Origin of the sequence: Saccharothrix saharensis (genome assembly GCF_006716745.1) — a bacterium.
Classification (GTDB): domain Bacteria; phylum Actinomycetota; class Actinomycetes; order Mycobacteriales; family Pseudonocardiaceae; genus Actinosynnema; species Actinosynnema saharense.
In genome coordinates, this window is record NZ_VFPP01000001.1 from 8,566,537 (window position 1) to 8,592,319 (window position 25,783).

The 25,783-nt window shown below is 73.2% G+C and carries 23 protein-coding genes; 17 read left to right on the plus strand and 6 right to left on the minus strand.

The window, feature by feature from the left end:
* The first annotated feature begins 6 nt into the window (after positions 1-6).
* From FHX81_RS38800 to FHX81_RS38830, 7 genes are read left to right on the plus strand one after another with little or no spacing between them, the layout of a single operon-like run.
* Positions 7-987: an aspartyl/asparaginyl beta-hydroxylase domain-containing protein gene (locus FHX81_RS38800; RefSeq protein WP_141983412.1), complete on the plus strand. Its 981-nt coding sequence runs from the start codon at positions 7-9 to the stop codon at positions 985-987.
* Positions 984-2,270 (plus strand): ATP-grasp domain-containing protein, encoded by a 1,287-nt coding sequence (locus FHX81_RS38805; protein WP_141983413.1) that lies wholly within the window; start codon positions 984-986, stop codon positions 2,268-2,270. The genes FHX81_RS38800 and FHX81_RS38805 overlap by 4 nt, the downstream gene beginning before the upstream one ends.
* A complete protein-coding gene (locus FHX81_RS38810; protein WP_141983414.1) occupies positions 2,267-3,544 on the plus strand; it encodes an oxamate carbamoyltransferase subunit AllG family protein in 1,278 nt (425 codons plus the stop codon). Before FHX81_RS38805 ends, FHX81_RS38810 begins: the two co-directional genes overlap by 4 nt.
* Positions 3,541-4,731, plus strand: coding sequence for an MFS transporter (locus FHX81_RS38815; protein WP_211363700.1), 1,191 nt, complete (start codon positions 3,541-3,543; stop codon positions 4,729-4,731). Before FHX81_RS38810 ends, FHX81_RS38815 begins: the two co-directional genes overlap by 4 nt.
* Positions 4,728-5,747 carry a threonine aldolase family protein gene (locus tag FHX81_RS38820; RefSeq protein ID WP_281291771.1) on the plus strand — a complete coding sequence of 340 codons (1,020 nt, stop codon included), beginning with the start codon at positions 4,728-4,730 and terminating at the stop codon, positions 5,745-5,747. The genes FHX81_RS38815 and FHX81_RS38820 overlap by 4 nt, the downstream gene beginning before the upstream one ends.
* The gene (locus FHX81_RS38825) at positions 5,744-6,769 is read left to right on the plus strand and encodes a DMT family transporter (protein WP_170232333.1); all 1,026 of its coding nucleotides are present in this window, start codon (positions 5,744-5,746) and stop codon (positions 6,767-6,769) included. The genes FHX81_RS38820 and FHX81_RS38825 overlap by 4 nt, the downstream gene beginning before the upstream one ends.
* On the plus strand, positions 6,699-7,298 hold the full coding sequence (locus FHX81_RS38830) for a helix-turn-helix domain-containing protein (protein ID WP_170232334.1): 600 nt from the start codon (positions 6,699-6,701) through the stop codon (positions 7,296-7,298). Before FHX81_RS38825 ends, FHX81_RS38830 begins: the two co-directional genes overlap by 71 nt.
* Before the next feature lie 12 nt (positions 7,299-7,310).
* On the opposite strand, the gene FHX81_RS38835 is transcribed toward FHX81_RS38830, so the two are convergent.
* Together FHX81_RS38835 and FHX81_RS38840 are read right to left on the minus strand one after the other, a co-directional pair.
* The gene (locus FHX81_RS38835; protein WP_170232336.1) at positions 7,311-8,204 is read right to left on the minus strand and encodes an NAD-dependent epimerase/dehydratase family protein; all 894 of its coding nucleotides are present in this window, start codon (positions 8,202-8,204) and stop codon (positions 7,311-7,313) included.
* Positions 8,201-9,127 (minus strand): ScbA/BarX family gamma-butyrolactone biosynthesis protein, encoded by a 927-nt coding sequence (locus FHX81_RS38840; RefSeq protein WP_170232338.1) that lies wholly within the window; start codon positions 9,125-9,127, stop codon positions 8,201-8,203. Before FHX81_RS38840 ends, FHX81_RS38835 begins: the two co-directional genes overlap by 4 nt.
* Positions 9,128-9,306: 179 nt before the next feature.
* Here FHX81_RS38840 and FHX81_RS38845 point away from each other — a divergent pair, with 179 nt between their 5' ends.
* The 3 genes from FHX81_RS38845 (at position 9,307) to FHX81_RS41025 (ending at position 11,490) form a co-directional block, all read left to right on the plus strand.
* A complete protein-coding gene (locus FHX81_RS38845) occupies positions 9,307-9,915 on the plus strand; it encodes a ScbR family autoregulator-binding transcription factor (RefSeq protein WP_170232339.1) in 609 nt (202 codons plus the stop codon).
* A gap of 345 nt (positions 9,916-10,260) precedes the next feature.
* Positions 10,261-10,662: a cellulose binding domain-containing protein gene (locus tag FHX81_RS38850; protein WP_246108186.1), complete on the plus strand. Its 402-nt coding sequence runs from the start codon at positions 10,261-10,263 to the stop codon at positions 10,660-10,662.
* A gap of 663 nt (positions 10,663-11,325) precedes the next feature.
* Complete coding sequence (locus tag FHX81_RS41025; RefSeq protein WP_170232341.1) at positions 11,326-11,490, plus strand: hypothetical protein; 165 nt, start codon at positions 11,326-11,328, stop codon at positions 11,488-11,490.
* Between the two features lie 84 nt (positions 11,491-11,574).
* Here FHX81_RS41025 and FHX81_RS38855 read toward each other — a convergent pair whose 3' ends face one another.
* Positions 11,575-12,687, minus strand: a complete 1,113-nt coding sequence (locus FHX81_RS38855) for a calcium:cation antiporter (protein ID WP_141984387.1) — start codon at positions 12,685-12,687, stop codon at positions 11,575-11,577.
* A gap of 510 nt (positions 12,688-13,197) precedes the next feature.
* On the opposite strand from FHX81_RS38855, the gene FHX81_RS38860 reads away from it, so the two are divergent.
* From FHX81_RS38860 to FHX81_RS38875, 4 genes are all read left to right on the plus strand, one after another.
* On the plus strand, positions 13,198-15,354 hold the full coding sequence (locus FHX81_RS38860) for a putative bifunctional diguanylate cyclase/phosphodiesterase (RefSeq protein ID WP_141983421.1): 2,157 nt from the start codon (positions 13,198-13,200) through the stop codon (positions 15,352-15,354).
* Between the two features lie 142 nt (positions 15,355-15,496).
* Positions 15,497-15,787, plus strand: a complete 291-nt coding sequence (locus FHX81_RS38865) for a DUF4342 domain-containing protein (RefSeq protein ID WP_141983422.1) — start codon at positions 15,497-15,499, stop codon at positions 15,785-15,787.
* 96 nt (positions 15,788-15,883) lie between these two features.
* A complete protein-coding gene (locus FHX81_RS38870; RefSeq protein WP_141983423.1) occupies positions 15,884-17,755 on the plus strand; it encodes an alpha-galactosidase in 1,872 nt (623 codons plus the stop codon).
* A 90-nt stretch (positions 17,756-17,845) separates the two neighbouring features.
* Entirely contained in the window at positions 17,846-18,280 is a 435-nt protein-coding gene (locus tag FHX81_RS38875; RefSeq protein ID WP_141983424.1) for a cellulose binding domain-containing protein, read from the plus strand.
* A 336-nt stretch (positions 18,281-18,616) separates the two neighbouring features.
* On the opposite strand, the gene FHX81_RS38880 is transcribed toward FHX81_RS38875, so the two are convergent.
* A complete protein-coding gene (locus FHX81_RS38880; protein WP_141983425.1) occupies positions 18,617-19,183 on the minus strand; it encodes a hypothetical protein in 567 nt (188 codons plus the stop codon).
* A gap of 531 nt (positions 19,184-19,714) precedes the next feature.
* The gene (locus tag FHX81_RS38885; RefSeq protein ID WP_170232342.1) at positions 19,715-20,041 is read right to left on the minus strand and encodes a hypothetical protein; all 327 of its coding nucleotides are present in this window, start codon (positions 20,039-20,041) and stop codon (positions 19,715-19,717) included.
* A 214-nt stretch (positions 20,042-20,255) separates the two neighbouring features.
* Between FHX81_RS38885 and FHX81_RS38890 the strand changes: the two genes are divergently transcribed.
* The gene (locus FHX81_RS38890; protein ID WP_170232344.1) at positions 20,256-22,325 is read left to right on the plus strand and encodes a tetratricopeptide repeat protein; all 2,070 of its coding nucleotides are present in this window, start codon (positions 20,256-20,258) and stop codon (positions 22,323-22,325) included.
* 310 nt (positions 22,326-22,635) lie between these two features.
* Positions 22,636-23,769, plus strand: coding sequence for a hypothetical protein (locus FHX81_RS38895; RefSeq protein ID WP_141983428.1), 1,134 nt, complete (start codon positions 22,636-22,638; stop codon positions 23,767-23,769).
* Positions 23,770-23,858: 89 nt separating this feature from the next.
* On the opposite strand, the gene FHX81_RS38900 is transcribed toward FHX81_RS38895, so the two are convergent.
* The gene (locus FHX81_RS38900; RefSeq protein ID WP_141983429.1) at positions 23,859-24,482 is read right to left on the minus strand and encodes a hypothetical protein; all 624 of its coding nucleotides are present in this window, start codon (positions 24,480-24,482) and stop codon (positions 23,859-23,861) included.
* 172 nt (positions 24,483-24,654) lie between these two features.
* Between FHX81_RS38900 and FHX81_RS38905 the strand changes: the two genes are divergently transcribed.
* The gene (locus FHX81_RS38905) at positions 24,655-25,581 is read left to right on the plus strand and encodes a LysR family transcriptional regulator (protein WP_170232346.1); all 927 of its coding nucleotides are present in this window, start codon (positions 24,655-24,657) and stop codon (positions 25,579-25,581) included.
* Positions 25,582-25,783 lie beyond the last annotated feature (202 nt).

A 25,783-nucleotide genomic window follows, 5' to 3' on the forward strand; every position in this document is an offset into this window, starting at 1 on the left:
GAGACCATGACCACGACCGAGACACGCCTCGTGCCCATGCCCGCCGAGGCGGCGCGCCTCCTGCCCTCCTTCGACGCCGAGCGGATGCTGGACGAGCTGACGTCCGTCCGCGAGCACAAGTGGGACCGCCAGCGGGTGTACGACGAGAAGGGCGTCGGCGCCGAGACCGACGTCGACTGGCGCTGCCTGGCGCTGCGCAGCCCCGGCGGCGACCCCACCCGCACCGACCCCGGCGGCCCGGGTGCGCAGGACTTCGCCGACACGTCCTGGCTCGACCGACTGCCCTACCTGCGCGAGGTGCTGGAGGCGATCCCCGCCCCGCTGCACGCCGTGCGCCTGATGGCGCTGGGGCCGGACACCGTCGGCATCGACCACCACGACCCGAAGTACGGCCCCCGCTGGGGCGTGGCCCGGTTGCACGTGCCGGTCGTCACCAACCCCGACGCGGTGCTCGTGCTCGACGGCGTCGAGCACAACTGGCAGCCGGGCACCTTCTGGTTCGGCGACTTCAGCCGCCTGCACCGGGTGCAGAACCACGGCGCCGAGACCCGCACCCACCTGGTCATCGACGCGCTCGTGGTGCCCGGCCTGGCCGCGGTGTTCCCCCCGGAGTGGCAGGAGTACTTCGACGACGGGGACGTGCTGTTCAACCGGCAGAGCCAGCCGCAGCGCCCGCACGAGCGCCGGCGCTACGAGGTGGACTTCCGGTTGCCCGCGGGCTTCACGCTGTGGGAGGAGGAGACCGACTTCGACGGCCCCACCACGGCCGCCACCGTCCGCGACTCGGGAGACCTGCTCGTGCTGGAGGTGGAGAGCGGCCAGCGGCTGGGCCTGGTGCACCTCGGCGACGGCGAGTACCGGTTCGCCGGCTGGAGCGAGGAGCGCACGATCCAGCTGTTCGTGGACGGCCCGACGCCCGGTGCCGTGCTGCGCGTGCGTGCGGGTCGTGAGGTGCGGGAAGCGACCGTGCCGCTGGACCGGCGATGAGCGCCGGTCGCCCGGCCGTCGTCGTCGTCACCGACCTGGTGGTGCTGTGCCGCCACCTCGACCTCGTGGCGGAGATCCGCGGCCGGGACCTGGAACCGGTCCTGGTGTTCGGTCCCGAGACGCCCGCGGCCGAGCTGGCCGCCCGTCGGGCGGACCCGGCGCACCCGCTGTCGTCGGTGACCGAGGTCGTGCACGTCCCCGACTACGGGTTGGACACCCTCCTCGGTGCCGTGGTCGGCCTGGGCGACCGCCTCGACGTGCGCGGCATCGTCTCGTGCGGCGAGTTGTTCGTCGACGCCGCCGGTGCGCTCGCGCAGGCCCTCGGCCTGCCGGGCCCCGGCGGCCAGGCGGCCAGGGTGGCGCGGAACAAGCTGCTCCAGCGGCTGACCGCGCCCTCCCTGGCGCCCCGCTGGCGGCTGGTCGGCCCGGACCGCCGGGTCGAGTGGGACGAGTTCCCGGCGGTGCTCAAGCCGATCGGCCGGATGTCCAGCTCCGGTGTGCTGGAGGTCGGCTCGCGGGCGGAGCTGGACGCCGCCCTCGCCGCAACCCCCGGCGACGAGCTGCTGCTGGTCGAGGAGCGGGTGCGCGGCCCCGAGTACTCCGTCGAGGCGCTGGTGCACGACGGCGAGGTGGTCTGGGCGGGCGTCACCGCCAAGCGCACCAACGAGAGCGGCACCGCGTTCTTCACCGAGATGGGGCACACGTCGCCGGCCGGAGGGCTGGACGCGAGGCAGGAGGACCTGCTGCTCGACGCCAACGCCGTGCTGCTCGACGCGCTCGGCTTCGGCAGCGGCATGAGCCACGCGGAGTTCCGGCTGGACGGCGGCCGAGTGGTGCTGATGGAGGTCGCGGCCCGGCCGCCCGGTGACGCCATCACCAAGCTGTGGCTGCTGTCGTCCGGGGCTCCGCTGGAGCCCGCCCTGCTCGACCTCGCGCTGGGCGTGCGGCCCAAGCCGCCCGCGCGGCTGCGGCGCGCGCAGCAGGTGTACCTGGACCACCCGCGCGGTGTGCTCCGCGACGTGCGGTGCGACGCGGCGGAGGTTTCGTGGATCACCGACGACGGGCGGTGGCCGGGGTTCGCCCCGGCCCAGCCGGACGCACCCGCCCGGCTGTGCGCGGTCGTCGTGACGCGCCGCCGCGGCGACGTGCTGGGCGAGGTCGCAGACTCCGGCGGTCGGTCGGTGTCCGTGGTCGTGGACTGCCCCTTGGGCGAGGACGTGGACGAGGTGGGCGCCCGGTTCGCGGGCACGGTCTCGTTCGTCGTGGAGGAGGTGGCGTCGTGAGCGTGGCGGAGACGACAACGGCCGACACCGTGGCGGTGCGGCGCATCCAGCGGTCGGACCCGGTCTTCGAGGACGTCGCGCCGGCCGGTGAGGTGGTGCCCGGGATGACCCGGCGCACCATCCTCACCTCCGGCGCGCCCCTGCCGTGGCACCGGTACCGCGGCGGGCAGCGCCAGGCGATCCTCGGTGCGGCGGTGTTCGAGGGGCTGGCGGCCGACGAGGACGACGCCGACGCCCGGCTGGCGTCGGGGGACATCGCGCTGCGGCCGTGCCACGACCACGGCGCGGTCGGCTCGTTGACCGGCGTGACCACGTGGTCCATGCCGGTCGTGGTGGTCCACGACCGGGCCAACGGCACCAGGGGTTTCTGCCGGCTCAACGAGGGCGGCTCGACCGAGTCGTTGACCTTCGGCGTGTGGTCGGAGGGCGTCGCCAAGCAGCTCGCGCACGTGCGGGACGTCGTCGCGCCCGCGTTCGGGGCGGTGCTGCGCGCCACCGGCGGCCTGCCCGTGCGGCCGGTCGTGCGGCGGGCGTTGGCGATGGGCGACGACCTGCACAGCAGGCACACCGCGTCGGGCGCGCTGCTGCGCCTGCACCTGCTCGACGCGCTCGTCCGCGAGCCGGGCCTCGTGCCGCCCGACGCGCGGCGGGCCCTGGCCGAGTACCTGGAGGAGGCCGAGTACCTGTTCCTGCACGTGGCGATGGCCGCGTCCAAGGCCGCCGCGGACGCCGCGTCCGGCGTGCCCGGCAGCGGTGTCGTCACCGCGATGGTCCTCAGCTGCGACGAGTTCGCGCTGCGCGTGTCCGGCCTGGGGCGCGAGTGGTTCCGCGCGCCGCTGCCACCGCCGGCCGACCTGCGCGGCAGGCTGTTCGACGACTGGACGACCGACGACCTCGACTACGTGGGCGGGGAGAGCCTGATCACCGAGACCACCGGTCTCGGCGGGCTCGCCGCGGCGGCGTCGTTCCCGCTCCAGGACTTCTCGGCTGGCACACCCGAGGCGATGGTCGAGCTGACCGAGCGGATGTACGGCATCACCGTGGCCGAGCACCCCGAGTACCGCATCCCGGCCCTGCGGTACCGGGGCGTGCCCTGCGGCATCGACGTCCGCGCCGTCGCCACCACGGGCATCGTGCCCGCGATCCACCTGGGAGCCACCCTGCGCCACGGCGGGCACGCGGGCGCGGGGCTGTTCACCCCGCCGGTGGCGGCCTTCCGAGCCGCCGCCGACACGTTGACCGCCAGGTCGGGACACACTGGAGAACAACCGTGACCACAACCTCCGTCGACGTGCGCGCGTCGACGTCGATCCGGGACTGGCTGGCCGTGGTGGCCGTCGGACTGGGCGTCTTCGCGTTCACCACCACCGAGATGGTGCCCATCGGGCTGCTCACCACCATGTCCGGCGACCTGGGGGTGTCGGAGGGCTCGACCGGGCTCACGGTGACGCTCTACGGCGCCATCGCGGGCCTGTTCGCCCCCGTCCTCACCTCCGCGACGCGGCGCTTGGACCGGCGCACCCTGCTGCTGGTGGTGCTCGCGGTGTTCGTCGTCGGCAACGCCATGACCGCGCTGTCGGCCACCTACGGCCTGCTCATGTTCTCCCGCCTGCTCACGGGGTTCGCGCACGGCGTCATGTGGTCGATCTCGGCGAGCATCGCCGTGCGGCTCGTCGCGCCGGAGGCCTCGGTGCGCGCCACCGCCGTGGTGTTCTCCGGCATCTCCGTCGCGTCGGTGATCGGCGTGCCGCTGGGCACGTTCATCGGGGAGGTGGCCGACTGGCGCACCGCGTTCTGGGTGATCGCGGCGCTCGGCGCGGTCACGGCGGTCGCCGCGGCCGTGCTGCTGCCGCCCCTGGCGCCGCAGGGCGTCGTGAACCTGCGGGAGCTGCCCCGGCTGCTCCGGGTCCGCAACCTCCGCGTCGCCCTCCTGGTCACCGCCGTCGTCGTGATCGGGCACTTCGCCGCGTACACCTACGTCACCCCGTTCCTGGAACGGAACACGGGCGTGGAGACCCGCTGGATCAGCGGCCTGCTGCTGCTCTACGGCGTGGCCGGCATCGTCGGCAACTTCGCGGCGGGCGCGGCGGCGGCGCGGGCCCTGCGCGGCACGATCATCGCCTGCCTGGTCGGGCTGGGCGGCTCGGTGGCGCTGCTGGTGGTCGTCGGCACCTGGCACCCCGGCGCGATCGCCCTGCTCCTGCTGTGGGGCGTGGCGTACACGGCGTTGCCGGTGGCGTTGCAGACCCTGGTGTTCCGCAGCGCGCCGGAGGCGCCCGAGGCCGCGACCTCGCTCTACATCCTGGCGTTCAACGTCTCCATCTCGCTGGGCGCGCTGTTCGGCGGCATCGCCATCGACAACGCGGGCCCCACCGCGGTCATGGTGCTCGGCGTCGTGCTCAGCCTGGTCGCCGCCGCCGTCATGGCGCTGCGCCACCAACGCGGCGAGGTGCCCCGGTGACCGGGCGCGTGATCGACTTCCGCTCCGACACCGTGACCAAGCCGGACGCGGCGATGCGCGGCGCGATGGCGCGCGCGGAGGTCGGCGACGACGTGCTGGACCGCGACCCGACCATGCGGGCACTGGAGGAGCGGGTCGCCGAGGTGCTCGGTGTCGAGGCGGCGCTGTGGGTGCCGAGCGGGTCGATGGGCAACCTCGTCGCCCTGTTCCTGCACCTGCGCCCCGGTGACCGGATGCTGGTCCCGGACCGGGCGCACATCCTCGACAACGAGGTCGGCACCGCGTCCTGGCTGGCCGGCGGCACGCCCCAGCCACTGCCCTGGGACGGTGGCCCCGGCCGGCCGACGCCCGCCACCGTGCGGGCGCACGCCGCACCGGGCGGCCCCTACTTCGCCCTGCGCACCGCGTTGCTGTGCCTGGAGAACACCCACAACGCCGCGGGTGGCACGGTCACTCCCGTGGCCGAGCACCTGGCGCTGGTCGAGGCCGCCCGCGACCGCGGGCTCGCGGTGCACCTGGACGGCGCGCGGCTGTGGAACGCGGCCGTGGCGCTGGGCGTCCCGGCCGCCGACCTCGTGGCGGGTGTCGACACCGTGCAGGTGTGCCTGAGCAAGGGCCTGGGCGCGCCGGTGGGGTCGCTCGTCGGTGGGTCGGCGAGCTTCGTCACCGAGGCGCGGCGGGTGCGCAAGATGCTCGGCGGCGGCGTGCGCCAGGGCGGCGTGCTCGCGGCGGCCGGGCTCGTGGCGCTGGACCGGGTGGACCGGCTGTCCACCGACCACGACAACGCCAGGCTGCTCGCGGAGGGCCTGGCCGAGCTCGGCTGGGAGGTCGACCCGCCCGAGACGAACATCGTCATGGCCCGCGCGGACGACCCGGGGGCGGCGGTGTCGTGGCTGGCCCGGCGCGGCGTGCTGACCGTGCCGGTGGGTGGGCGGGTGCGCTGGACGACACACCGGGACGTGCGACGGGAGGACGTGGTCGACGCGTTGGGGCGACTCGTCCCGGTGGCGGCGTGAAGGCGGGGTGGCCGGTCGTCGGATCGCTGGCGGCCGGCGCGGTCCTGGCACTGGAGATCACCGTCAACGGCGGGCTGGGCGCGGCCGTGCGGCCGGTCACCGCGGCGGCGTTCTCCAACGTGCTCAGCCTGGTGATCGTGCTGGCGGTGGCGCCGTTGCTGCCGGGGCTGTCGCGGGCGTTCGGGGAACTGCGCACCGCGCTGCGATTACGCACCCTCCGCCCGTGGCACTGCCTCGGCGGGGTAGCGGGCGGGGCGATGGTGCTGACCCAGGCGACCGCGGTGGACCGGCTCGGCGCCGCCCTCTACACGCTGGCGCTCGTGGCCGGGCAGACCGCGGCCGGCGTGGTGGTCGATCGCGTCGGCCTCGGGCCGGGCTCACCGCAGGCGATCACCGCGCGGCGGGTGGCCGGGGCCGTGCTCACCGTGGTGGCCGTCGTGCCGCCGGTGTTCGGCGCGACCGGGCCGGGTGACGCGGCCTGGCTGGTCCTGCTGCCGCTGGCGGCGGGCGCGGGGTTGGCGTTCCAGCTCGCCGTGAACGGCCGGGTCGACGAGGCGGTGCGCAGCCCGTACCCGTCGGTGCTGATGAGCTTCATCGCCGGGGTCGTCGTGCTCGGCACCGCGGCGGTCGTGGACTTCGCGGCGCACGGCGTGCCCTCCGGGTGGCCCGACGAACCCGTGCTGTACGCCGGTGGTGTGTTCGGCGCGGTGTTCGTGCTGTCGTCGGTGCTGCTGGTGCGGCGCAGCGGTGTGCTCATCGCGGCGCTGGGCATGATCGCGGGCCAGGTCGTCGGCTCGGTGGTGATCGACGTGGCGGTCGGGAGGACGGCCGGCACCACCCAGTTCGTCGTGGTGGTGCTCTGCTCGGCGTTGCTCCTGGCGAGCGTCCTGATCGTGAGTGGAAAGCCAAAAGAAACCGCCCATGTGGTTTGGTCTCGGGATGATGAACGCAGTGCGCCAAGCGCGGGCCTGGACGACCCACGACCGGCTGATCCGGTCGGCGGCCCGGATCTTCGACCGTGACGGTTACGCCCTGTCGACCTTGCAGGACATCTGTGCCGACGCCCTCATGAGCAAGGGTGCGCTCTACTTCCACTTCCCGGAGGGCAAGCGCACCCTCGCCGACGCGGTGGAGGCGCTGGCCCTCGACGAGGTGCGCGGAGCGCTCCGCCGCACCGGCGCCGGGTCGGCCGTGCAGCGGCTCATCGACGGCAGCCACGCCCTGGCCGCCGCGGTGGAGGGGGAGGTCGTGGTGCGGGCGGGCTTCGTCCTGGGCTGCGACCGCGCCCGCCGCGGCCCGGCGACGGCGTACGCGGCCTGGCGGGACTTCGTGCGCCACGCCCTCGACGCGGCCCGCGTCGAGGGCGTCACCACCGCCGGCGCCGCCGCGGCCGAACCGGTGATCACCGCGATGCCGCTGCTCGGCGTGCTCGCCGACGTCCCGGCCGTCGAGCCGGCAACCTGGTGGCGCCTGATCCTGCCGCAACTGGTGACCGCCGCGGCGCTGCCCACGGTGACCCCGACCCCGTCGGTGGACGCCGCGCCGGGCTGAGGCCGGCACCCGTCAACCGGAGCGCTGGAGGGCCGTCCGGTACCACGCGGCGTGGTCGGCGAAGGCCGCGGCGAACCCGCGGTCCCCGCCACCGAGCCGGTCGTGCAGCGCCGACCCGTCGAACCAGTGGTCCACGGCGAACAGGTCGAGGTGGTGCCGCGTGCCGCCCGCAGCGGTCCAGCGCCGCGCCGCCTCGTCGGGGTCGACCACCGGCGGCACCGCGAGGCCGAGGGTCCGGGTCACCGCGCTCGCCAGCTCGACCAGACCCGTCGGGGTGCGCGGGCAGGCGAGGAACGCGCCCCGCGGCCCGTCCGGGGTGGCGAGGGCGACCAGCCAGCGCGCCAGGTCGCGCACGTCGGTCAGCGAGAGCCGCGCGTCACCCGGCACGCCGCCGACCCGCTCCAGCACGTCCAGCAGGCCGGGAACGACCCAGCGGTCACCCGCGCCGAACACGAAGTACGGCCGCAGCACCACCCCGCCGGCCGCGAGCACCAGGCGCTCTCCCGCCAGCCGGGTCGCGCTGCGGACCGACGCGGGCTGCGGTGTGATCCGTTCCGTCGCGGCGGTGAAGGGCCCCGATCCGTACACGGCCGCGGTGCCGAGCCGGACCACGGGGCGGGCGCCGACCTCGGCCAGCAGGTGGCGGGTGCCCCGCTCGTTGACCGCCGCGCAGCGCTGCGGGTCGGTGCCCACGTACGACGCCAGGTGCAGCACGACGTCGACGCCGTCGCCGATGCCGCGCAGCGACCGCGGATCGGTGACGTCGCCGCGCACCACCTCCGTGCCCCGTGGCACGTCCGGTTCCTGCTCGTGGACCAGGACCCGTACCGCGCGACCGCTGAGCGCGAGTCGGCGCAGCACCGCCGAGCCGACGAACCCGCTCGCCCCGGTGACGAGCACGGTCACCGCAGGTCCACCTCGCACCTGAACCGGACCTCGCCGTGCTGCTCGGCCCGCACCAACAGGGTGCGCGGCCCCACCGGGGTCGCGTCGACCACGCACGGCGCGTCCAGCTCGACGAACTTCGCGAAGGTGCTGCGGAACCCGACCAGCCGGGCGCCGGACCGGGCGAAGGCGGCCTGTCGGGCGGCTTCGAGCAGGACCATGCCCGGCACGTGGTCCACCGGGTGGTCGAACAGCACGGGGTGGGACTCGTCGGCCCGCAGCGTCCAGGTGCCCTCGCTACCGCGGGTGAGCACCACGTCGTGGTCCGCAGTGCGGTCGACCTCCCGGCCGGGCACGGGCGGTTGCAGCGGCACTCGCGCCGCGCTGTGCGCGTGGTCGCCCCGTAATCGCCGGTAGACGGCCGGCGGGACGCACGACAGGCCGAACCGGCCGGTCCCGAGCGGCACGCCGTCACCGGTGATGGCCACGTGCAGGTCCATCGACCACAGCACGCCACCGCGCTCGCGGACGTCGGTGCAGCGCACGTCCAGCTCCACCTCGGTGGCCGTGGCACCGACCACCGGCGGACCGTCGACCAGGTCGAGGTCGAAGTGCTTGAGCAGGAAGTGCCGGTCGAACGGCACGCCGTAGGCCGCGTGGCTGATCAGCAGGGATGTCTGCCTGATCGTCTCCGCGGCCAGCAGCGGATCGTGCCTGCCGGTGGCGTCCGGGCGGTGGAAGGAGTGGCTCCTGGGCCACTGCGCGTCCACCTGCATCCGGTGGTCACCGCGCCGCCGCCAGCCCGTCAGGAACACCTCGGCGATGGCCGAGCGGTGGACGAACTGGCGGGGCACGGTGGCGGCGAACCTCGGCGGCGCCTGGGCGGCGTCGGGGCGAGCCAGCAGGCCGGTGGAGCCGGAAGTGGTCGTGTGGTGATCGGGCATGACACCAGTCCCCAGATCAGCATCGTCGCCTACATCGGTGAGAACCATACTAGTCGGTTTGTTTTCACCGGGCCATACACCGACTGAAGTAGACTGCCGCCCGAACGCCGCGTCCGGGCCGGCTCGGTGACGCGGCAGGACCGAGCACGGAGGAACCAGTGGCAACGCAGGAACGCGGGGTGCGCACACAGGTCAAGGTGTTGGAGGCGGCGGCGGACGTCATCGACCGGCGCGGGTACGCGAGCGCCAGCATCGCGGAGATCCTGGAGGTCGCGGGGGTGACGAAGGGGGCGATGTACTTCCACTTCCCCTCGAAGCAGCACATCGCGCGCGGCGTGATGCAGGCGCAGACCGGGTTCGAGGACATCCCGGAGGACGAGTCCCCGCTCCAGTCGATCATCAACCTGACCCACCACTTGGCGTTGCGGCTGCAGGACAACGTGGTGCTCCGGGCCAGCATCCGGCTGACCATCGAGCACGGCTCGTTCGACGACGTGGAGCCCGATTCCCCGTACCACTGGTGGCTCCAGCGCTTCACCCGGCGCTTCCTGCTGGCCAAGGGCGCGGGCGAGCTGCGCGACGGCGTCACGCCGGAGGAGGCGGCGGAGACCATCGTCGGCTCGTTCTCGGGCATCCAGCTGCTGTCCCAGGTCCTGGACGGCCGGCGCGACCTGGTCCGGCGGATCACCTTGTGGTGGAAGCACCTGCTCCCCGGCCTGGCCTGCGAAGAAGTCCTCCCGCGCCTCTGCCCCGAGGGCACCTTGGACCGCGTCGTCAAACCCCGGTGACCGACACCGCCCCGGCGGGCGGCAGGTCCGGCCGCCGCCCGATCGGGCGGCGGCCACCGAAGCGGTAGCCGGCGGGTCCGCGCTCCGGTCCGGTGGTGGACCGCCGCCCGCCCGACGACCACCTCGGCCACTGCCACGTCGGCCCTCGCACGACTCGGTCGCCCGACCGGACCCTTCGGTTCTTCGGCGCGGACGACGGAGGCCGGCTCGCACGACGCACACGGGCTACCGTCGGACCTCGCCGGCCTGATGGCGGACGTCGGAGACCTCGCCGACCCGGCGACTCGGACGTCGTCGACCCGGCAGGGAGGACCGATGCGGAGAGAAGCTCCGGGATCGCGTGTCGTGCTCGCCTTGACCGGGATCGCGCTGTCCGCCTGGGCACCGGTCCTCGCGGCACCGGCGGAATCCCGGGCCGCCACCCCGTTCGCCTGCGGGGTCCAGTACTCGATCACCCCCGCGACACCCGGTGTGGACGTCGCCATCGTGATCGACAACCGCACCGCGTCGGCCGTCCGCGGCTGGACCCTGACCTACTCCCACACCGGCTACCAGACCCTCGTGCAGGGCTGGAACGGCGTCTGGTCCCAGTCCGGCGGGAAGATCACGGTCACCGACGCGGGGTGGAACGCCACCATCCCCGCCGGCGGCGGGGTCTACACCGGCGCCCGGTTCCACCGGTATCCCGGCGGCAGCGACGGGCCGGCGGGATTCGTCGTCAACGGCACCGCGTGCACCACCAGGTGAGCGCCTCGCGCCGGCGTCGGTCCGGTGTTACGTAGGCTGGGCGGACTTCGGAAGGGTGCGTGGGTCCGCGGGGGAGGGGTGAGGCGGTGCGGGCAGCGGTGAGGACGCGTCGTCCCGGGCTGGTGCTCGCCCTCCTGCTGGTGCTCCTCGGCGTGACCGCGCCCGCGGCGCCGCACCCCGGTCCCGGACCCGCAGGGCCACATCGGGCGCCACTGCTCGGAGCGCCTGCGCTCCGGGAGTCGGTGACGGCCTCACCGGCGATGAACGACGACCTCCACGACTGGCTGAGGCTGTCGATGGCGGCGCGGTCCGGACCGACCGTGGCGGTGCCCGAAGCCTGGTGGGCCGTGCGCCCTCACGCGACCGCCGGGCGCGCCCCGCGGGGTCGGTGGCGTCTCGGCGAGGCCGGCGGGACCGGTCCTTCCACCGCGGGACCCACACCCCGGTCGAGCCGGGCACCCCCTCTCGCGTGAACCGGATGAGCCGGACCTGACACCGCTCCGACGAGCCTGTCGCGTGCGCCCCCGGCCGGGGGCGGCGCGGCGTACCGCTCGTGGGGCGATGACGTCGTGTTCTTCCGCTGTGCCCGGCACCTCACGCGCCGACGCCGGAGTGGCGGTGGTCGGTGCCCGGCACGACCGCAACTTCCGTGAGGACTTTGACATGTATGTTGTCGTGCTCGTTCTGTTCGGCGTCACGATCCTGGCCGCAGCAGGCCTGATGGCGTGGATGTTCGTCAAGGACGAACCGTTGTACGGCGCCGCGGCGCTCGGTGTCCTGACCGGTCCGGGCAGCCTGCTGGCGCTCGCCCACATGGCCGTCGCCTAGAGCCGGAACCCGCTGTCGCAAGCCGCTGTGGTGGCAGCCCGGTCGACGTGTCGTGACCGGGCTGCCGGCGGCGGGATGCCGCGATCAGGGATTGGCGGCGAGGAGGAGGAACGCGCCGAGCAGGATGAGGTGGACGAGTCCTTGCAGCCGGGTGGCTCGACCGGGGACGACGGTCAGGATCGCGACGACGATGGTGATCGCGAGCAGGACGATCTGGTTCCCGCCGAGCCCGAGCTGCAGGGGTCCGGGCAGCCAGATCGAGGTGAGGGCGATCGCGGGGATGGTCAGGCCGATGCTGGCCATGGCGGAACCCAGGGCGAGGTTGAGGCTGACCTGGATGCGGTTGCGGCGGGCGGCGTTGGAAGCGGCGAGGGTCTCGGGCAGCAGCACGAGCAGGGCGATGACCACGCCGACGAACCCGTGCGGCAGGCCGAAGTCGGCGACGGTGGCCTCGATCGCGGGGGACAGCACCTTGGCCAGACCGACGACCGCGACGAGCGCGACGAGCAGCAGCACCACGCTCGTGACGGCGGCGCTGTTGGTGGGCGGGTCGGCGTGGTCGTCGCCGTCGGCGTCGTTGACGACCTTGCCGTCGGCGGTGACGGGCAGGAAGAAGTCGCGGTGGCGCACGGTCTGGGTGCTGACGAACGCGGCGTAGAGGGTGAGCGACGCCGCAGCGGCGAACGTCAGCTGCGCCGGGGAGAACTCGGGTCCGGACCGGGCGGTGGTGAACGTCGGCAGCACGAGGCAGACGACGGCCAGCGTGGCGACGGTGGACAGGGCCGCGCCGGTGCCCTCGGCGTTGAACACGGCGAGCCGGAACTTCGAGGCGCCGATCAGCAACGACAGGCCCAGGATCCCGTTGCACGTGATCATCACGGCGGCGAACACGGTGTCACGGGCGAGTGAGGCGGCACCCGAGCCCCCCGCGACCATCAAGGTCACGATCAGGCCCACCTCGATGACCGTGACGGCGACGGCCAGCAGCAGTGACCCGAAGGGCTCACCGACGCGATGCGCGACCACTTCGGCGTGGTAGACGGCGGCCAGCACCGAGGCACCCAGGACCACCGCGACGACCACGAGCAGCAGCGACGGCACGTCGCGGCCCCACGTGGCGGCCATCACCGCCACGGCGACCAGCGGCGCCAGGAACCGCCAGTCCGCGAAGAGCCGACCTCGACCGGCCGGCGTCATCGCCTCGGCCGTCGGCTCGGCGGGATCGGTTCGTCCGGGCTCGCTCATGTGGACGCACGGGTGGGGTGGCCGTGCAGGGGCTCCGCGCTGACGCCGCGTCGCTGCTGCGCCGCGGCGTCCGGGGCTTGGTCCGCGGTCGACGTCCGCGCGTGTCCGGCGATCATGTGTCCAGGATATCCAACTTGGGCGGTTCCCGACGTCGACGGCAGGCGGAGAACCCCGACAGTGGTAACCCGTCCGCCCTGGTCAACCCCGGGCCGGGGGAAGAAGTCCCCCGCGATCGCGGGGGATTTCCCGCGCCCTCGAAGGCAATGGGGCGTGCCCGGGGTGTGCCGTCCGGAGTGGAGCGTCGGTTCACCGGCGGTCGTCGGTGGACGTGAGCGGTGCTCCCGCTCTGTGGCGGGGTGGTCGCCGTTCGGCTAGGCTCTCGCGGCGGTCCGAGCGCTCTGACCGGCGACTGTGCGGATTCGCGGTGGCTCCGGTACGCGGTTGTGGTGGTGGGGGAGGGGCGTGGGACGCAGGGCCGGCGCGATCGGCGCGTTACCCGATGACGTGTCGGTGGTGCGGAAGGGCGTTCACCGCGTGCGGCGCTGGACCACGGCCTTCGCCTGGATCTGCGGTGCCGCGTTCGCGGCGCAGTTGGCGTTCACCGGTCGATCGCTCGTCGGCGGCGTAGCAGCGCTGGTCGTGGCCTCGGTGCTGTGCGGGTGGGTGCTGCGACCCGGACGTGACGGGTGGGTCGTCGTGGTCGCCGAGACCGCCGCCGTCGTCACCGGCACCCTGGTACTGCCCTTCCCCCAGCCGGTGCTCGGCTTCCTGTTCGGCGCCACCGTCCGCCGGATGCTGCTCGACGGCGACTACCGCTTCCCGGTGCGAGCCGCGTTCCCGGTGCTCGGCTACCTGGCGGGCCTCGGCGTGTCGGTGCTGGACGGCGGGCTCGTGCCCACCCCGGAGGCCCTGGTGCCGGCGCTGATGCCGTTGGTGGGGCTGGTCGTCGAGTCACTGGCCCTGTACGAGACCGCGCGCGCCGCGCGGTTGACCGACGCGGCCCGGATCCGCGCCGACCGCGCGCACCGCACGGCCGAGGCCGCCGTGCGCGCCAGCCCGGTGGGACTCGTGCTGCTCGACGGGGAGGGCCGCCCGGAGCTGTTCAACGGCCGCGCCGCCGACCTGCTCGGGTGGGGCGAACCCGGCACCGTGCCGTGCCCGCACGGCCCCGACATCACCGCCTGCCCCGAGGGCTGCGCCCGGCCGCGACCGGAGCCGGTGGAGTTGCGGCTCGACCACGCCGGCACCACGCTCACGCTGCACCCCGTCGACGTCCGGGACACCGACCAGACCGGGCGGGTGATGGTCGCGGTCGTCGACGTCACCGCTCGCCGCCGGTGGGAGGACGTGCTCCGGGAGCGCTCCGAGCGGGACGAGCTGACCGGGTTGGCCAACCGGCGCCACTTCCTCGAGCTGGTCGACCGGGCGCTCGTCGACGGTGGTGACGTCGCGCTCCTGCTGATGGACCTGGACCAGTTCAAAGAGGTCAACGACGTCGAAGGTCACCAGGCGGGTGACCGGCGGCTGGTCGAGGCCGCCCGACGCCTGCGGGCCGCGACCGGCGGGCACGACATCGTCGCGCGCCTGGGCGGGGACGAGTTCGCCGTGCTGACGCCGACCGGTGACGGCGGCGTCCAGCTCGCCCGCCGCGTGCTCGCCGCGCTGGCCGAGCCCGAGCCCGCGGGCGGCGCCACCGCCATCCGCGCGAGCGTCGGTGTCGCCGTGCCCGGCCGCGACGGCACCGGCCGCACCTCGCAGGACCTGCTGCGCGACGCCGACGTGGCGATGTACGTGGCCAAGCGCGAGGGCGGGGGACGGGTCCGGCTGTTCCGGCGCGAGATGGGCGAAGACGTCGCGGCGCGCCAGCGCGACAAGGCCGCCCTCACCGCGGCGCTGGCCGACGACGAGCTGGTCGTGCACTACCAGCCGATCATCGACGTGGCCACGGCGCGCACCACCCACGCCGAGGCGCTGGTGCGGTGGCAGCACCCCGGGCGCGGCCTGCTCGGGCCCGACCGGTTCATCGGGCTGGCCGAGGAGACCGGGCTGATCGTGCCGCTGGGTGCGCACGTGCTGCGCACCGCGTGCGCCCAGGCGGTGCGCTGGCAGGGGCAGGGACACCGGCTCGGCGTGGCCGTCAACGTCTCACCCGGCCAGCTGAGCGGCAACGGGTTCCCCCGCGAGGTGGACGAGCTGCTCTCGGCCACCGGCCTGGAACCGGGACGGCTCACCGTCGAGGTCACCGAATCGGTGTGGGCCGACGAGAACGCCATGCGGCTGCTGATGGCGGTCCGGGAGCTCGGCGTGCGCGTGGCGCTGGACGACTTCGGCACCGGCTACTCCTCGCTGAGCTACCTGCGCCGCTACCCGTTCGACCTGGTCAAGATCGACCGGTCGTTCACCGACGGCCTGGGCGAGGACGACCGGACCGGGGGCGTGGTGCGGTGCATCATCGACCTCGCCGGCGCGTTGGGCGCCCGCACGGTCGCCGAGGGGGTCGAGACGCCGCAGCAGGCGCGCTGGCTGCGGGACGCCGGGTGCGACTTCGCGCAGGGCTACCTGTTCGGCAGGCCCGAACCGGTCGAGAACTGGCACCCCGACCTGCTCACGATCACCTGACCCCGCCGGTGCGCGGCAGGCGACCACCCGCGTGCCGGTGTCAGGGAACGAATCAGGCGGAGGTCAGGGTGACCCCTGATGGCCGGGTGCCCGATCGCGGGCAGGCTGGACGCGTCACCAACCGCCCGGTTCGAGGAGAGTCATGAACGAGTTCCAGCCCGAGTCCGCCCGCGTCACCGTCGACTCCGTGGTCCACGCCGTGCGCGGACTGGTCGGTGAGGCCTTCGACCGCCGCGTGGTCGTGCGGGACAGCAAGGAAGACGTGGTGCTGGAAGTGCCGGTGGCCCTGGGGTTGGTCGCGGCGCTGGCCGCTCCGGTCGTCACGGTGATCGGTACCGGTGTCGCGCTGGCGAGCAGGTGCGGGATCACGCTCGAAGACCGCCGGCAGCCCGGCCGTGAGCCCGCGGCGACGGTCGACACCGAGCAGGTGTAGTCCGGCGAGGGCCACGACCCGGATTCGGCCGAATGGTGTGACCGGGCACACCGCTCGCCGGTACCGCCCGCGACCCGTCGATCGAAGAATGTGAGCGTGAACATCCAACCGCCGCCCGACCCGATCGACGACGGGAGTGCACAGGTGCGCCACTACCGATCACGACCGGCACGGCGGATGGGGGCGGTGTTGGCCGCACTGGTGCTGGCGGCCACCACCCTCCTCCCCGGAACGGAGAGGCCCGCCGTGGCTTGGGACAACGGGGTCGCGTCCACACCGCCGCTGGGGTGGAACAGCTACGACTCGTTCAACTGGAACGTGACCGAGGCGCAGGTCAAGGCCAACGCCGACTACATGAGGGACAACCTCAAGCAGTACGGCTGGCAGTACATCGTCATCGACTGGGCCTGGTACTACCCGGGGAGGGGCACGGGCAGCCCGAACCAGAGCGCCGACTTCCAGCCCCGGCTGCGCACCGACGCGGGCGGCCTGCTGCTGCCCGACACCACCCGCTTCCCCTCGGCCGCGGGCACGAACGGGTTCAAGCCGCTGGCCGACTACGTCCACGCCGCGGGGCTGAAGTTCGGCGTGCACCTGATGCGGGGGATCCCCCGCCAGGTGGTGGCCGACAACCTCCCCGTGCCGGGCACGGACTGCCGGGCGAACGAGATCGAGAACAACACGACCGCGGCGTGGCTGAACCTGAACTGGGGCCTGGACATGGCCAACCCGTGCGCCCAGGCGTACCTGGACGCCCAGTTCGAGCTGCTGGCCTCGTGGGGCGTGGACTACGTCAAGGTGGACGACATCGCCGCGCCGACGTACCGGCAGGCCGAGGTCGAGGGCTACAAGCTGGCGATCCAGCGCAGCGGTCGGCCGATGGTGCTCAGCCTGTCGCCCGGGCCGACGTCGACCGCCAACGGCGCCCACGTGGCCGCCAACGCGCACATGTGGCGGGTCGTGAACGACCTGTGGGACAACTGGAGCGCGTTGGACGCCCTGTTCGAGCGGCTGCACGCGTGGACGCCCCACCGTGCGCCGGGTGCGTGGCCGGACCCGGACATGATCCCGATCGGGCGGCTGTCGCAGCAGGGGCCGGTCGGGTCGCCGCGCTACTCGAACCTGACCGCCGACGAGCAGCGCACGCTGATGACCCTGTGGTCGATCACCCGGTCGCCGATGATGTGGGGCGGTGACCTGACGCAGAACCGGGCGTCCGAGCTGGCGCTGATGACCAACGCCGCCGTGCTGGCCGTCGACCAGCACAGCCGGAACAACCGGCAGCTCTACAGCGGCACGAGCACGGTGTGGGCCGCCGACGCGCCCAGCGGCACCGACAAGTACGTCGCCCTGTTCAACCGGGGTGGCGGCGCGGCGACCGTCTCGGTCCCGCTGGCGGACCTCGGGATGAGTTCCGCGACGGTCACCGACCTGTGGTCGGGCGCGAGCCTCGGCACGGTCAGCGGCAGCCTGTCCCGCTCGCTGCCCTCGCACGGTTCCGGGCTGTACCGGCTCACCCCGCGGGGCACCACGCCGACACCGACCGACCAGACGCTGACCGCGCGGCACAGCGGCAAGCTCGCCGACGTGGTCAACGCCTCGACGGCCGACGGCGCGGACGTGGTGCAGTGGGGTGCCAACGGCCAGGCCAACCAGCGCTGGCGGTTCCGCGAGGTGGGCGGCGGCTACTACAACGTCGTCAACGTGGGCAGCGGGAAGTGCCTGGACGTGTACGGCGGCGACTCGGCCACCGGTGACGGCGTCCGCGTCGTCCAGTGGACGTGCGGCTCCGGCGCGAACCAGCGCTGGCGGTCCGAGGACGCCGGCGGTGGCTACGCGCGGCTGGTCGCGCAGCACAGCGGGAAGTGCCTGGACGTGGTCAACGCCGGGACCACCGACGGCGCCAAGCTCGTTCAGTGGACCTGCGGCGGTGGCACCAACCAGCAGTGGCAGCGCAAGAACGCGTAGCGGCCCGAGGCGGGTGTCACGCCACCCGACCACCCACTGTGGACCTCACTGTCCAGCAGGCATCGTCACCCTGATTTCCGGAGGAGAAACATGCAGCTCAGACGCGCCTTACCGGTTGTCCTGGCAAGTTTGTCCGGCGTGATCGCCCCGACCACCGCGGCTGCCTCGGCGGCGGAGGTCGGCTCCACACCTGCGCTGGCAGCCGTGGGATGCCAGTTCCAGCACACGGGTACGGACTTCGGCTTCGGCTTCACGGCCGTGCTCAAGGTGACGAACACGGGGTCGGATCCGGCAACCGACTGGTGGGTCGAGTTCGACCTGCCGGCCGGCGTCGTCATCGAGACCACCCACAGCGCCCGCTTCTCTCCCGCTCGCAGCGGCCACATCCAGGCCAACGCACCCGCCTGGCTCCCGACCCTGGCCCCGGGAGCGTCCGCGAACGTCGGGTTCAACGGGAGCAAACCCGTCGGGACCGCTCTCGTCGCCTCCAACGTCACCCTCAACGACGTGCCGTGCACCGGCTGATCCGCCATCGAGCGTGACAGCCGGACCTGCCACTGACGGGTCCCGCGACGCCGAACGCTCCAGGATCACCTCGGCGGACCGAGGGGGACGGCCACCAAGCCGCCCGACGACCCGCCCGGCCACCATCGGGTGGTGGCCGTTCCCCCTCGGTCAGCCCGGGATCACCGTGGGATCCAGGACCGACGCCGCCGGTGCCGCTGTCGCCCCTCCGGCACACCCGGGGCTCCACGACCGGACGTCACCACGGGCGTGACGACCGCGACCGCGACGTTCGACGGGACCGGGTCGAACGTCGCCTGCCGAGGCCGACCACCGGCCGTCCGAGCGGCGGTCGGGTCAGGTGAGCCGGGTGATGGTGATGTTGGCGGGCCCGCTGGTGCCGGTGACGCCTTCGGCGGTGAAGCACTGAGCCGGTGTGGCGTTGATCAGCGCCGCGGTCATCACGACGGCGGCTCCGGTGAACCTGCCCGCGGTCACCGTGCCCTGGTAGACCACGACCACCTCGTTGGCGGGGCGCAGCACGACCAGCCCGACCGCGGCCACGGTGGTGGTCTCGCCGGTGTTCCAGGTGATGGTCACCGTGATGGAGACACCACCTCCCAGGCACGACACCAGGCCGTTCGCCACGATCGCGTACCCGCCGGAGGTGATGGTGGGTGACCCGCTGGAGACGCAGGAGTCGTAGTCGGCGCTGGAGTCGATCGTGACGACCCTGGGTTGCGCGGTGACCCCCGGCTGGTAGGTGTTGGCGCCGCTGCCCACGCACGACAGCAACTCGAGGTCCGCGGCCTGGGCCGCGGGCGTGGTGGCCGCCGACCCGAGCGCCACCGACAAGGCGACGAGGACGCCCGCCGAGAACCGCCGCGCCGCCGACACCGGTCCACCGATCCTCGCCGTTCTCATCGGAGTACTCCTCACTTCCGCGACTCGGCCCGATTCACCACTGTAGGCGCGGGGTGGCGCGCCGAACGGGCGAAATCCGATGACACTTTCCGTATGTCCTCACGGATGGCGTGAGGTCGGCAGCGCCCTTCGACATCGGGGTGTCGGCGCGACCGGCCGCGACCGCCGCCGACGGCACGGGGTTCGCCGGCCGCAGGGCCGCGCCAGGCATCGGCACCGCGGGAGGTCGCGTCGCTGCCCGGCCTGCGCCCGTCTCGGCTCGACGTGGGGCCCGACGTCAACGCGTTCAGGAGCAGCCGGCAGTGCTGGATCATCGGGTGGTCCGAGCGCAGCGTCGGCGATCCGAGCGGCACGACCTGCCGCAGCAGTGAGTGGGCCGCCGCCCTGTCGCCGTCGACCACCTCCACGGAGGCGAGGTCCGGTCTCGTCCGCAGCGTCGCGGGGTGGGCGATGCCGTGCACGCGGCACTGGATCTCCAGCACGTCCCGCAGTTCGGTCGCGGCCGAGGCGGTACTGCCGAGGCCGCTTCGATCAGGGCGAGGTTGGCGCGGCAGGCCAGGATGCCCGGGTGATCGTCGCCCACATCGGTACGGAGGCCGGCAGCCTCGCGTCGAGCACGTCCACCGGAATGGGCGCGGGGCCGAAGCAGGACAGCAAGCGCAGGAACGGACGGGCCAGGTGATGACCGCGGCGGCTCAGCAGGTCGAGGGACAGCTCCCGGGTGCGGGCGATCAGCTCCGACCGGGCAGGCAGCAGGTTCATGGTGCAGGTGGTGTGGTGGATGTCGCGCCCGGCCTGCTCGACAGTACCCCCGGGCTTCGCCCGCCCCCACTGCGACGGCCGCCGAGCGTCGTCCACCCGCGCCACCCCCTCGGGTCGACCTCCGTCTCCATCGAACCACCGAGGGGCATCCCGAGTCGGTGACCACGACAAGGCAGGTCCGCTGTCGTTGACCGTCCCCCATGGCATGGGATTGTCTGGTGCGACTACGGATCTCAGCGCGGCGAGGGGGCCGAGGGTGGACCGACTGGTCTTCGGGAGCGGCTCATCGCCGGCGTCGACCTCGAACGCGGTGGAGGCACCTGTCACGGGGGCCGTCGTGCAGGCGGGAGCCATCCATGGCGACGTGCACGTGCACGGCCGACAAGCGGGACGGCTGCCGTTCCGCTTCGGGGTGGTACCCCCGGTCGTCGACGGGTACCAGCTCCGCGAGGTGGACCTCGCCGCTCCGGTGCTCGTGCTGTCCGGCATGGGCGGGGTGGGCAAGACGCAACTGGCCGCGGGGATCGCCCGTGACGCGTGGACATCGGGCGGGATCGACGTCCTGGTGTGGGTCACCGCGTCGTCGCGGCAGTCGATCGCCTCGGACTTCGCATGGTGCGCCCGGCAGCTGACCGGACTCGACGACGGCGATCCGGAACGGGCTGCCGGCCACTTCCTGAACTGGCTCGGCGACACCGCGGCGAACTGGCTCGTCGTGGTGGACGACCTGCGTGCACCCGGTGACCTCAACGGGTTGTGGCCACCACCTTCGACCTCCGGCCGGGTCGTGGTGACCACCCGGCGGCGTGATGCGGCGCTCGCGGGGCCCGGACGGCGACGCGTCGACGTGGAGGTGTTCACCGCGGCCGAGTCCGCCGCCTTCCTGCGGGCCCGCCTCACCGATCACCGCGGGCTCGCGGTCGGGGCGGACCGGCTGGCGGAAGTCCTGGGGCACCTCCCCCTCGCCCTCGCCCAGGCGACCGCGTACCTGGTGGACCGCCGGATCACGTGTGACGAGTACCTGACCCGGTTCACCGAACGCCACCGCCCGCTGGTGGCGTTGTCGCCCGAACCGGACTCGCTGCCCGACCAGCATCGCGGCACGACGGCCGCGGTGTGGGGCTTGTCGGTGGAGCTGGCCGACCGCCTTCAGCCGACGGGGCTGGCCACGCCGATGCTGCGGTTCGTCAGCCTGCTCAGCCCGCACGCCATCCCGATCGACGTTTTCGCCGCGCCTGCCCTGTTCGCCTACCTCGAGGCGGTCGTCGGACGGCCCGTGGGCGCCGAGGAGCCGCGCGACGCACTGCACTGCCTGCACCGCCTGAGCTTGATCACCTGCGGCCCGGACGACTCCGGGGTGCGGGTGCACACCCTGATCCAGCGCGTCACCCGGGACGAGTTCGCCTCCGACGACGTCGGGACGCTGGCACGAGTGGCGGCGGACGCCCTGGTGTGGGCCTGCCCGAGGGGGCAGTCGAACGCGCCCCTGCCCCGTCCGTTGCGTGACAACATCGACGTCCTGCTGTCGCACGTCGAGGAAACCCTGTCCCGACCCCGGTTCCACCACATCCTGGTCAAGAAGGGGAACGACCTCGGCTACTCGGGCTACCCGGGCGCGGCGCACGGGTTCTTGGCCCGATTGCACGGCGCCGCGGCACGGCGTTTCGGCGTACTGCACCACGACACCTTGATCCTGGGCTACCTGAGCGCGTACTGGCAGGCACAGGGCATGCGGCCGGCCGACGCGGCCGCTCTGCTGCGGTCCACCGCCGACCGGCTGGCGCGGGTCCAAGGGGGAACCTCCCCGTTCGCCCTGACGGCACGTCGTGACATCGCCTACCACGAGGGCCGAGCGGGGCACCACCGTCGCGCCGTCGCCCTGCTCGAGGACGTCCTACCGCACATCCGGGCCGTCTTCGGCGAGCGGAGCACGACAGCCTTGCTCACGATGTCGAGCCTCGCCTTCTGGCTGGGGGAAGCCGGGCGCACCCGCGCCGCGATGTCGATCATGCGCGACTACTTCGACATCCTGGAGGAATCGCTCGGCACCGAACACCCGGATGTGCTCACCGCGCGGCAGAACCTCGGACTGCTGCTCAGCGACACGGGGGACCACACGGCCGCGATCGCCCTGCTGACCGGTGTCCGCGACGATCAGACCCGCATCCTCGGAGCCGACCACCCCGATACCCTCAGAACCCGCCACAACCTCGCCGTCACCCTCGCCCACGGCGGCGACCCGCACGGCGCAGCCCGCGAGTTCCGCGCCCTCCACCTCGACGAAGTCCGCCTCCACGGACCGGATCACCCCGACAGCCGGTCAGTCCTCCGGGAAGCGGTCCGGTGGACCTGGGCGGCCAACCTCGCGTCGGAGTGGTGAAGAGGATCCACGGCAACCCGTTCGAGGGCGTTCGTGTCGTACGTGCAGACGCCGAGTTCGCCGGTGGTGGCCGGGAACACGGCGGCGGCTCGCCGAAGACGAACAGCGCCTCCGACGGCCCGCTCACTCGCGCTCGCAGGGGAAACGCCGGTTCGTCGGGTGGACGCCCAAGCCGGAAAACCGTGAACCCCCATGCGGCGCAGGGGTTTCGCGGACCGTTGCGCTGTCCGGCCGACACCGGCGCAGGCGCGCGGGGGTTACCGTTGATCGATCCAGTACCACTCCAGGACATACTCGCAACGGAGCGATCATGCCCGACTTACGCGCGTCACTGGCCGTGTTGGCGCTCGCGACCGCCCTGCCACTGGCCACCACTCCCGCGGCGGTCGCGTCCGCCACGCACGCCATCGCCGAACTACCGGGCGTCGCAGGCCTGCCCGGCACCTTCGGCTACTACCCCACCGGTGTCAACGACCTCGGCCAGATCATCGGCAGCGCCCAGGGCGACGGGCCGACGCGCGCGGTGCTGTGGGCGCCGCGCGGCGGTGCGACCGACCTCGGCCCCGGTCTGGCCGGCGCGATCAGCCAGAGCGGCCGGGTGCTCGGGTTGACCTCCGACGGCGTGCCGGACACGCAGAAGCCGTGGGTCTGGTTCGCCGGTCAGCGGACGACCATCACCCGGCCGGGCGCCGCGTGGGCGCGGGCGCAGGTGATCAACGACGACGGCATCGTGCCGATGTCGTACGCCACGTCGGCCCGGGGCGAGCAGCACCTCGCCGTGTGGGACGGCGAGCGGCACGTGGAGCTGCCGGTGTCCGGTGATCACGTGTCGGCGTACGCGATCAACGACGCCGGTGTCGTCGCGACGAGCTCCGCCTCCGCCTCCTACCAGCAGTTCGCCGCCCTCCGGTGCGCCGACGGCGCGTGCACGAAACTGGCGCCCGGCCCGGGCTACGGCACGTACGACCCGGAGGCGATCAACGAGGCCGGGGTGATCGTCGCCAACCGGGGCATGGTGGCGCTGCGCTGGGACGGCGAGGAGGTGACCGTCCTGTCGGAGAACGGCCGGCTCGCCCACGGCGAGCAGTCCCTCAACGAGCGCGGCGACGCGGTCGGCTGGGTGCTGGAGGGCGGCACGTCCCGCGCGGTGCTGTGGCCCGCCGGCGGCAAGCAGGTCGACCTCGGCCTGCCCGGCAACTCCGTGGCGACCGCGATCAACGAACGCGGCGACATCATCGGGCACGCTTCGTCGCCGGACTACTCGTCGTCCCGCGTGTTCCTCTGGCGCGACGGGCAGGTCACCTACCTCGACTCGCTGGGCGGCGCCTACAGCACGCCGGTCGCGGTGAACAACCACGGCGTCGTGGTCGGTCGCAGCACCACCGCCGACGGCACCTGGAAGGGCGTCCGCTGGACCCCGGTCACCACGACCCTGTCCCGCTGACACCCACCGGCCGCCCCGGGCGTTCGCGGCCCGGGGCGGCCCTGGTGCACCCGGACGACGATCCGCGGACGCCCGCAGGCACCCGGCGATCAGTTCACGGCGACGACCCGTTGTGCGATCACGTCCACGCTCTCGACCTGGAACACCCCGGTGGACGGCACGGCCTGGTCGTGCGAGCAGTGGATGTCGACGTAGTCGGGCGAGGTCAGGGTGACCGTGGCGCTGATGGTCAGGGTCCGGTGCCAGCCGCCCGAGCCACCCCAGTCCTGGAGTTGGCCGCCGAGGAATCCTTGGTTGCTGTACTGAAGCGCGTAGCACCGGAACGAGGTGGGCGGGTCGATGCTGTTCGCGATCAGGACGTCGGCCGTGATGACCCAGGAGCCGGCGGACAGTCGTTTGGCGCCCGGCTGTGCGGCGACGCGCGTGGAGGCGCCGGCGCCACGGGGCAACTGGGTGACGGTGCCCACGACCCACCTCGTGGCGGTGATCGCCGTTCCGTTCCACTCGACCCGGGTTTCCCCTGCGGCGCAGGCGCTGCCCGCCTGCGCATCTATCACGCGCAGCGCGCCGGCGCTGTCGTGGCAAGCGGTGATGGCTCCGGTGGACGAGTGGGGAATGGTGGCCAGGGCCGTCGACGCCGTGGACGCCAACACCGCCGTCGCCAGCACCGCGAGCGAAGTGCCGAGCCGTCTTCGCCAGGTCGTGTCCTTCATGGGACTCCCTTCGCCGGATTCGCCCGGGGGTGGGCAGGGGTGGCGCATCGAGTGTCGGGCACGCTCGAATTCACTGTCCAAGACGCAGCGGCTATGAGCCGATAGGCCGTGACGATGCCCGGTTCCCTCCTACTACCGTGTGGTGCAGGCCCACATCCGCAGGGGGATGGTCATGGTCGAACTGCGTCACCTCCGGTACTTCCTGGCGGTCGTCGAGGAGAAGAGCTTCACCCGGGCCGCCGTCCGGCTGCACGTCAGCCAACCCACGCTCAGCCAGCAGATCCGTGCCTTGGAGCGGTCCATCGGGCACCCGTTGTTCGACCGGCTGCCGGGCGGCCCTCGGCTGACACCGGCCGGGCACGTGCTCGTCGAGCCCGCCGATCGGGCGATCATGATCGTCGCTGACGGCGTCCGCTCCGCGCGGGAGTCCGCGCTGGCCGCGACCGGGGACCTTCGCGTGGGCATGATCTACGCCGCGGCGGGGGCGCTGACCCAGTCCGTGCTGAGCGCCTTCGCCGCGGCGTTCCCGGACGTGCGCCTGCACTTCCGCGGGGAACTGCCGGTCGCCCGCGCCTACACCGCCCTGGCACGGGACGAGGTGGACGTGGCGTTCACGCGTCTGCCGCTGGATCCCGCGCGGCACGCGTGGCACGTGCTCTACCGGGAACGCCGGGTGGTGGTCGCGCACGAGAGCAACCCGCTGTCCGACGCCCGGACGGTCTCGCTGTCCGACGTCCTGCCCCTGCCCATCCTGTCCGCCCGCCCGTCGCGGACACCGCCGGAGGTGGAGGAGCACTGGCTGCTCAACGACTTCCGCAACGGCACCGCGCCCGAACGGTACGTCACCGATGCGTGGACGGTGCCCGAGATCGCGCAGACCCTCGTGCACAACCCCGCGGTGATCGCGATGTGTTCGGAGATCGCGAGGAGCCGCCCCCCGATCCCGGACGCGCCCCTGCTGTTCATCGACCTGCCGGAGGCCGGCCTGAGCGAAGCGGTCATCGCCCGCCGCGAGAGCGACCGCAGGCCGCACGTGACGGCATTCTGCGACGTGGCGGTCGCGGTCGCGCGAGGCCTGCCGGAAGCCACTCCGGCGTAACGGCGCGCCGGCCAGAACGTCGATCCGGCCGTCATCCACACCATGGCGACCAGAGAGCAGGTCGGGCCGGCCTCGCGCGCTGCCTGATCGGCGACTGCGGCACCGGCGAGTCACACCTGCTCGTCGCGCTGGACGCAAGGCCGCGATGGCCGTGTCGCCCGAAACCGGCATCGGCTCCTACCACCCCGCCCGGACTCCCGCG

What these genes read in the sequence shown, in the direction of transcription:
- FHX81_RS38800 (WP_141983412.1), top strand. Translation starts at nt 7, where the DNA reads ATGACCACGACCGAGACACGCCTCGTGCCCATGCCCGCCGAGGCGGCG.
- FHX81_RS38805 (WP_141983413.1), top strand. Translation starts at nt 984, where the DNA reads ATGAGCGCCGGTCGCCCGGCCGTCGTCGTCGTCACCGACCTGGTGGTG.
- FHX81_RS38840 (WP_170232338.1), bottom strand. Translation starts at nt 9,127, where the DNA reads ATGCCCGATCACCACACGACCACTTCCGGCTCCACCGGCCTGCTGGCT.
- FHX81_RS41025 (WP_170232341.1), top strand. Translation starts at nt 11,326, where the DNA reads ATGTATGTTGTCGTGCTCGTTCTGTTCGGCGTCACGATCCTGGCCGCA.
- FHX81_RS38855 (WP_141984387.1), bottom strand. Translation starts at nt 12,687, where the DNA reads ATGACGCCGGCCGGTCGAGGTCGGCTCTTCGCGGACTGGCGGTTCCTG.
- FHX81_RS38865 (WP_141983422.1), top strand. Translation starts at nt 15,497, where the DNA reads ATGAACGAGTTCCAGCCCGAGTCCGCCCGCGTCACCGTCGACTCCGTG.
- FHX81_RS38875 (WP_141983424.1), top strand. Translation starts at nt 17,846, where the DNA reads ATGCAGCTCAGACGCGCCTTACCGGTTGTCCTGGCAAGTTTGTCCGGC.
- FHX81_RS38880 (WP_141983425.1), bottom strand. Translation starts at nt 19,183, where the DNA reads ATGAGAACGGCGAGGATCGGTGGACCGGTGTCGGCGGCGCGGCGGTTC.
- FHX81_RS38895 (WP_141983428.1), top strand. Translation starts at nt 22,636, where the DNA reads ATGCCCGACTTACGCGCGTCACTGGCCGTGTTGGCGCTCGCGACCGCC.
- FHX81_RS38900 (WP_141983429.1), bottom strand. Translation starts at nt 24,482, where the DNA reads ATGAAGGACACGACCTGGCGAAGACGGCTCGGCACTTCGCTCGCGGTG.
- FHX81_RS38905 (WP_170232346.1), top strand. Translation starts at nt 24,655, where the DNA reads ATGGTCGAACTGCGTCACCTCCGGTACTTCCTGGCGGTCGTCGAGGAG.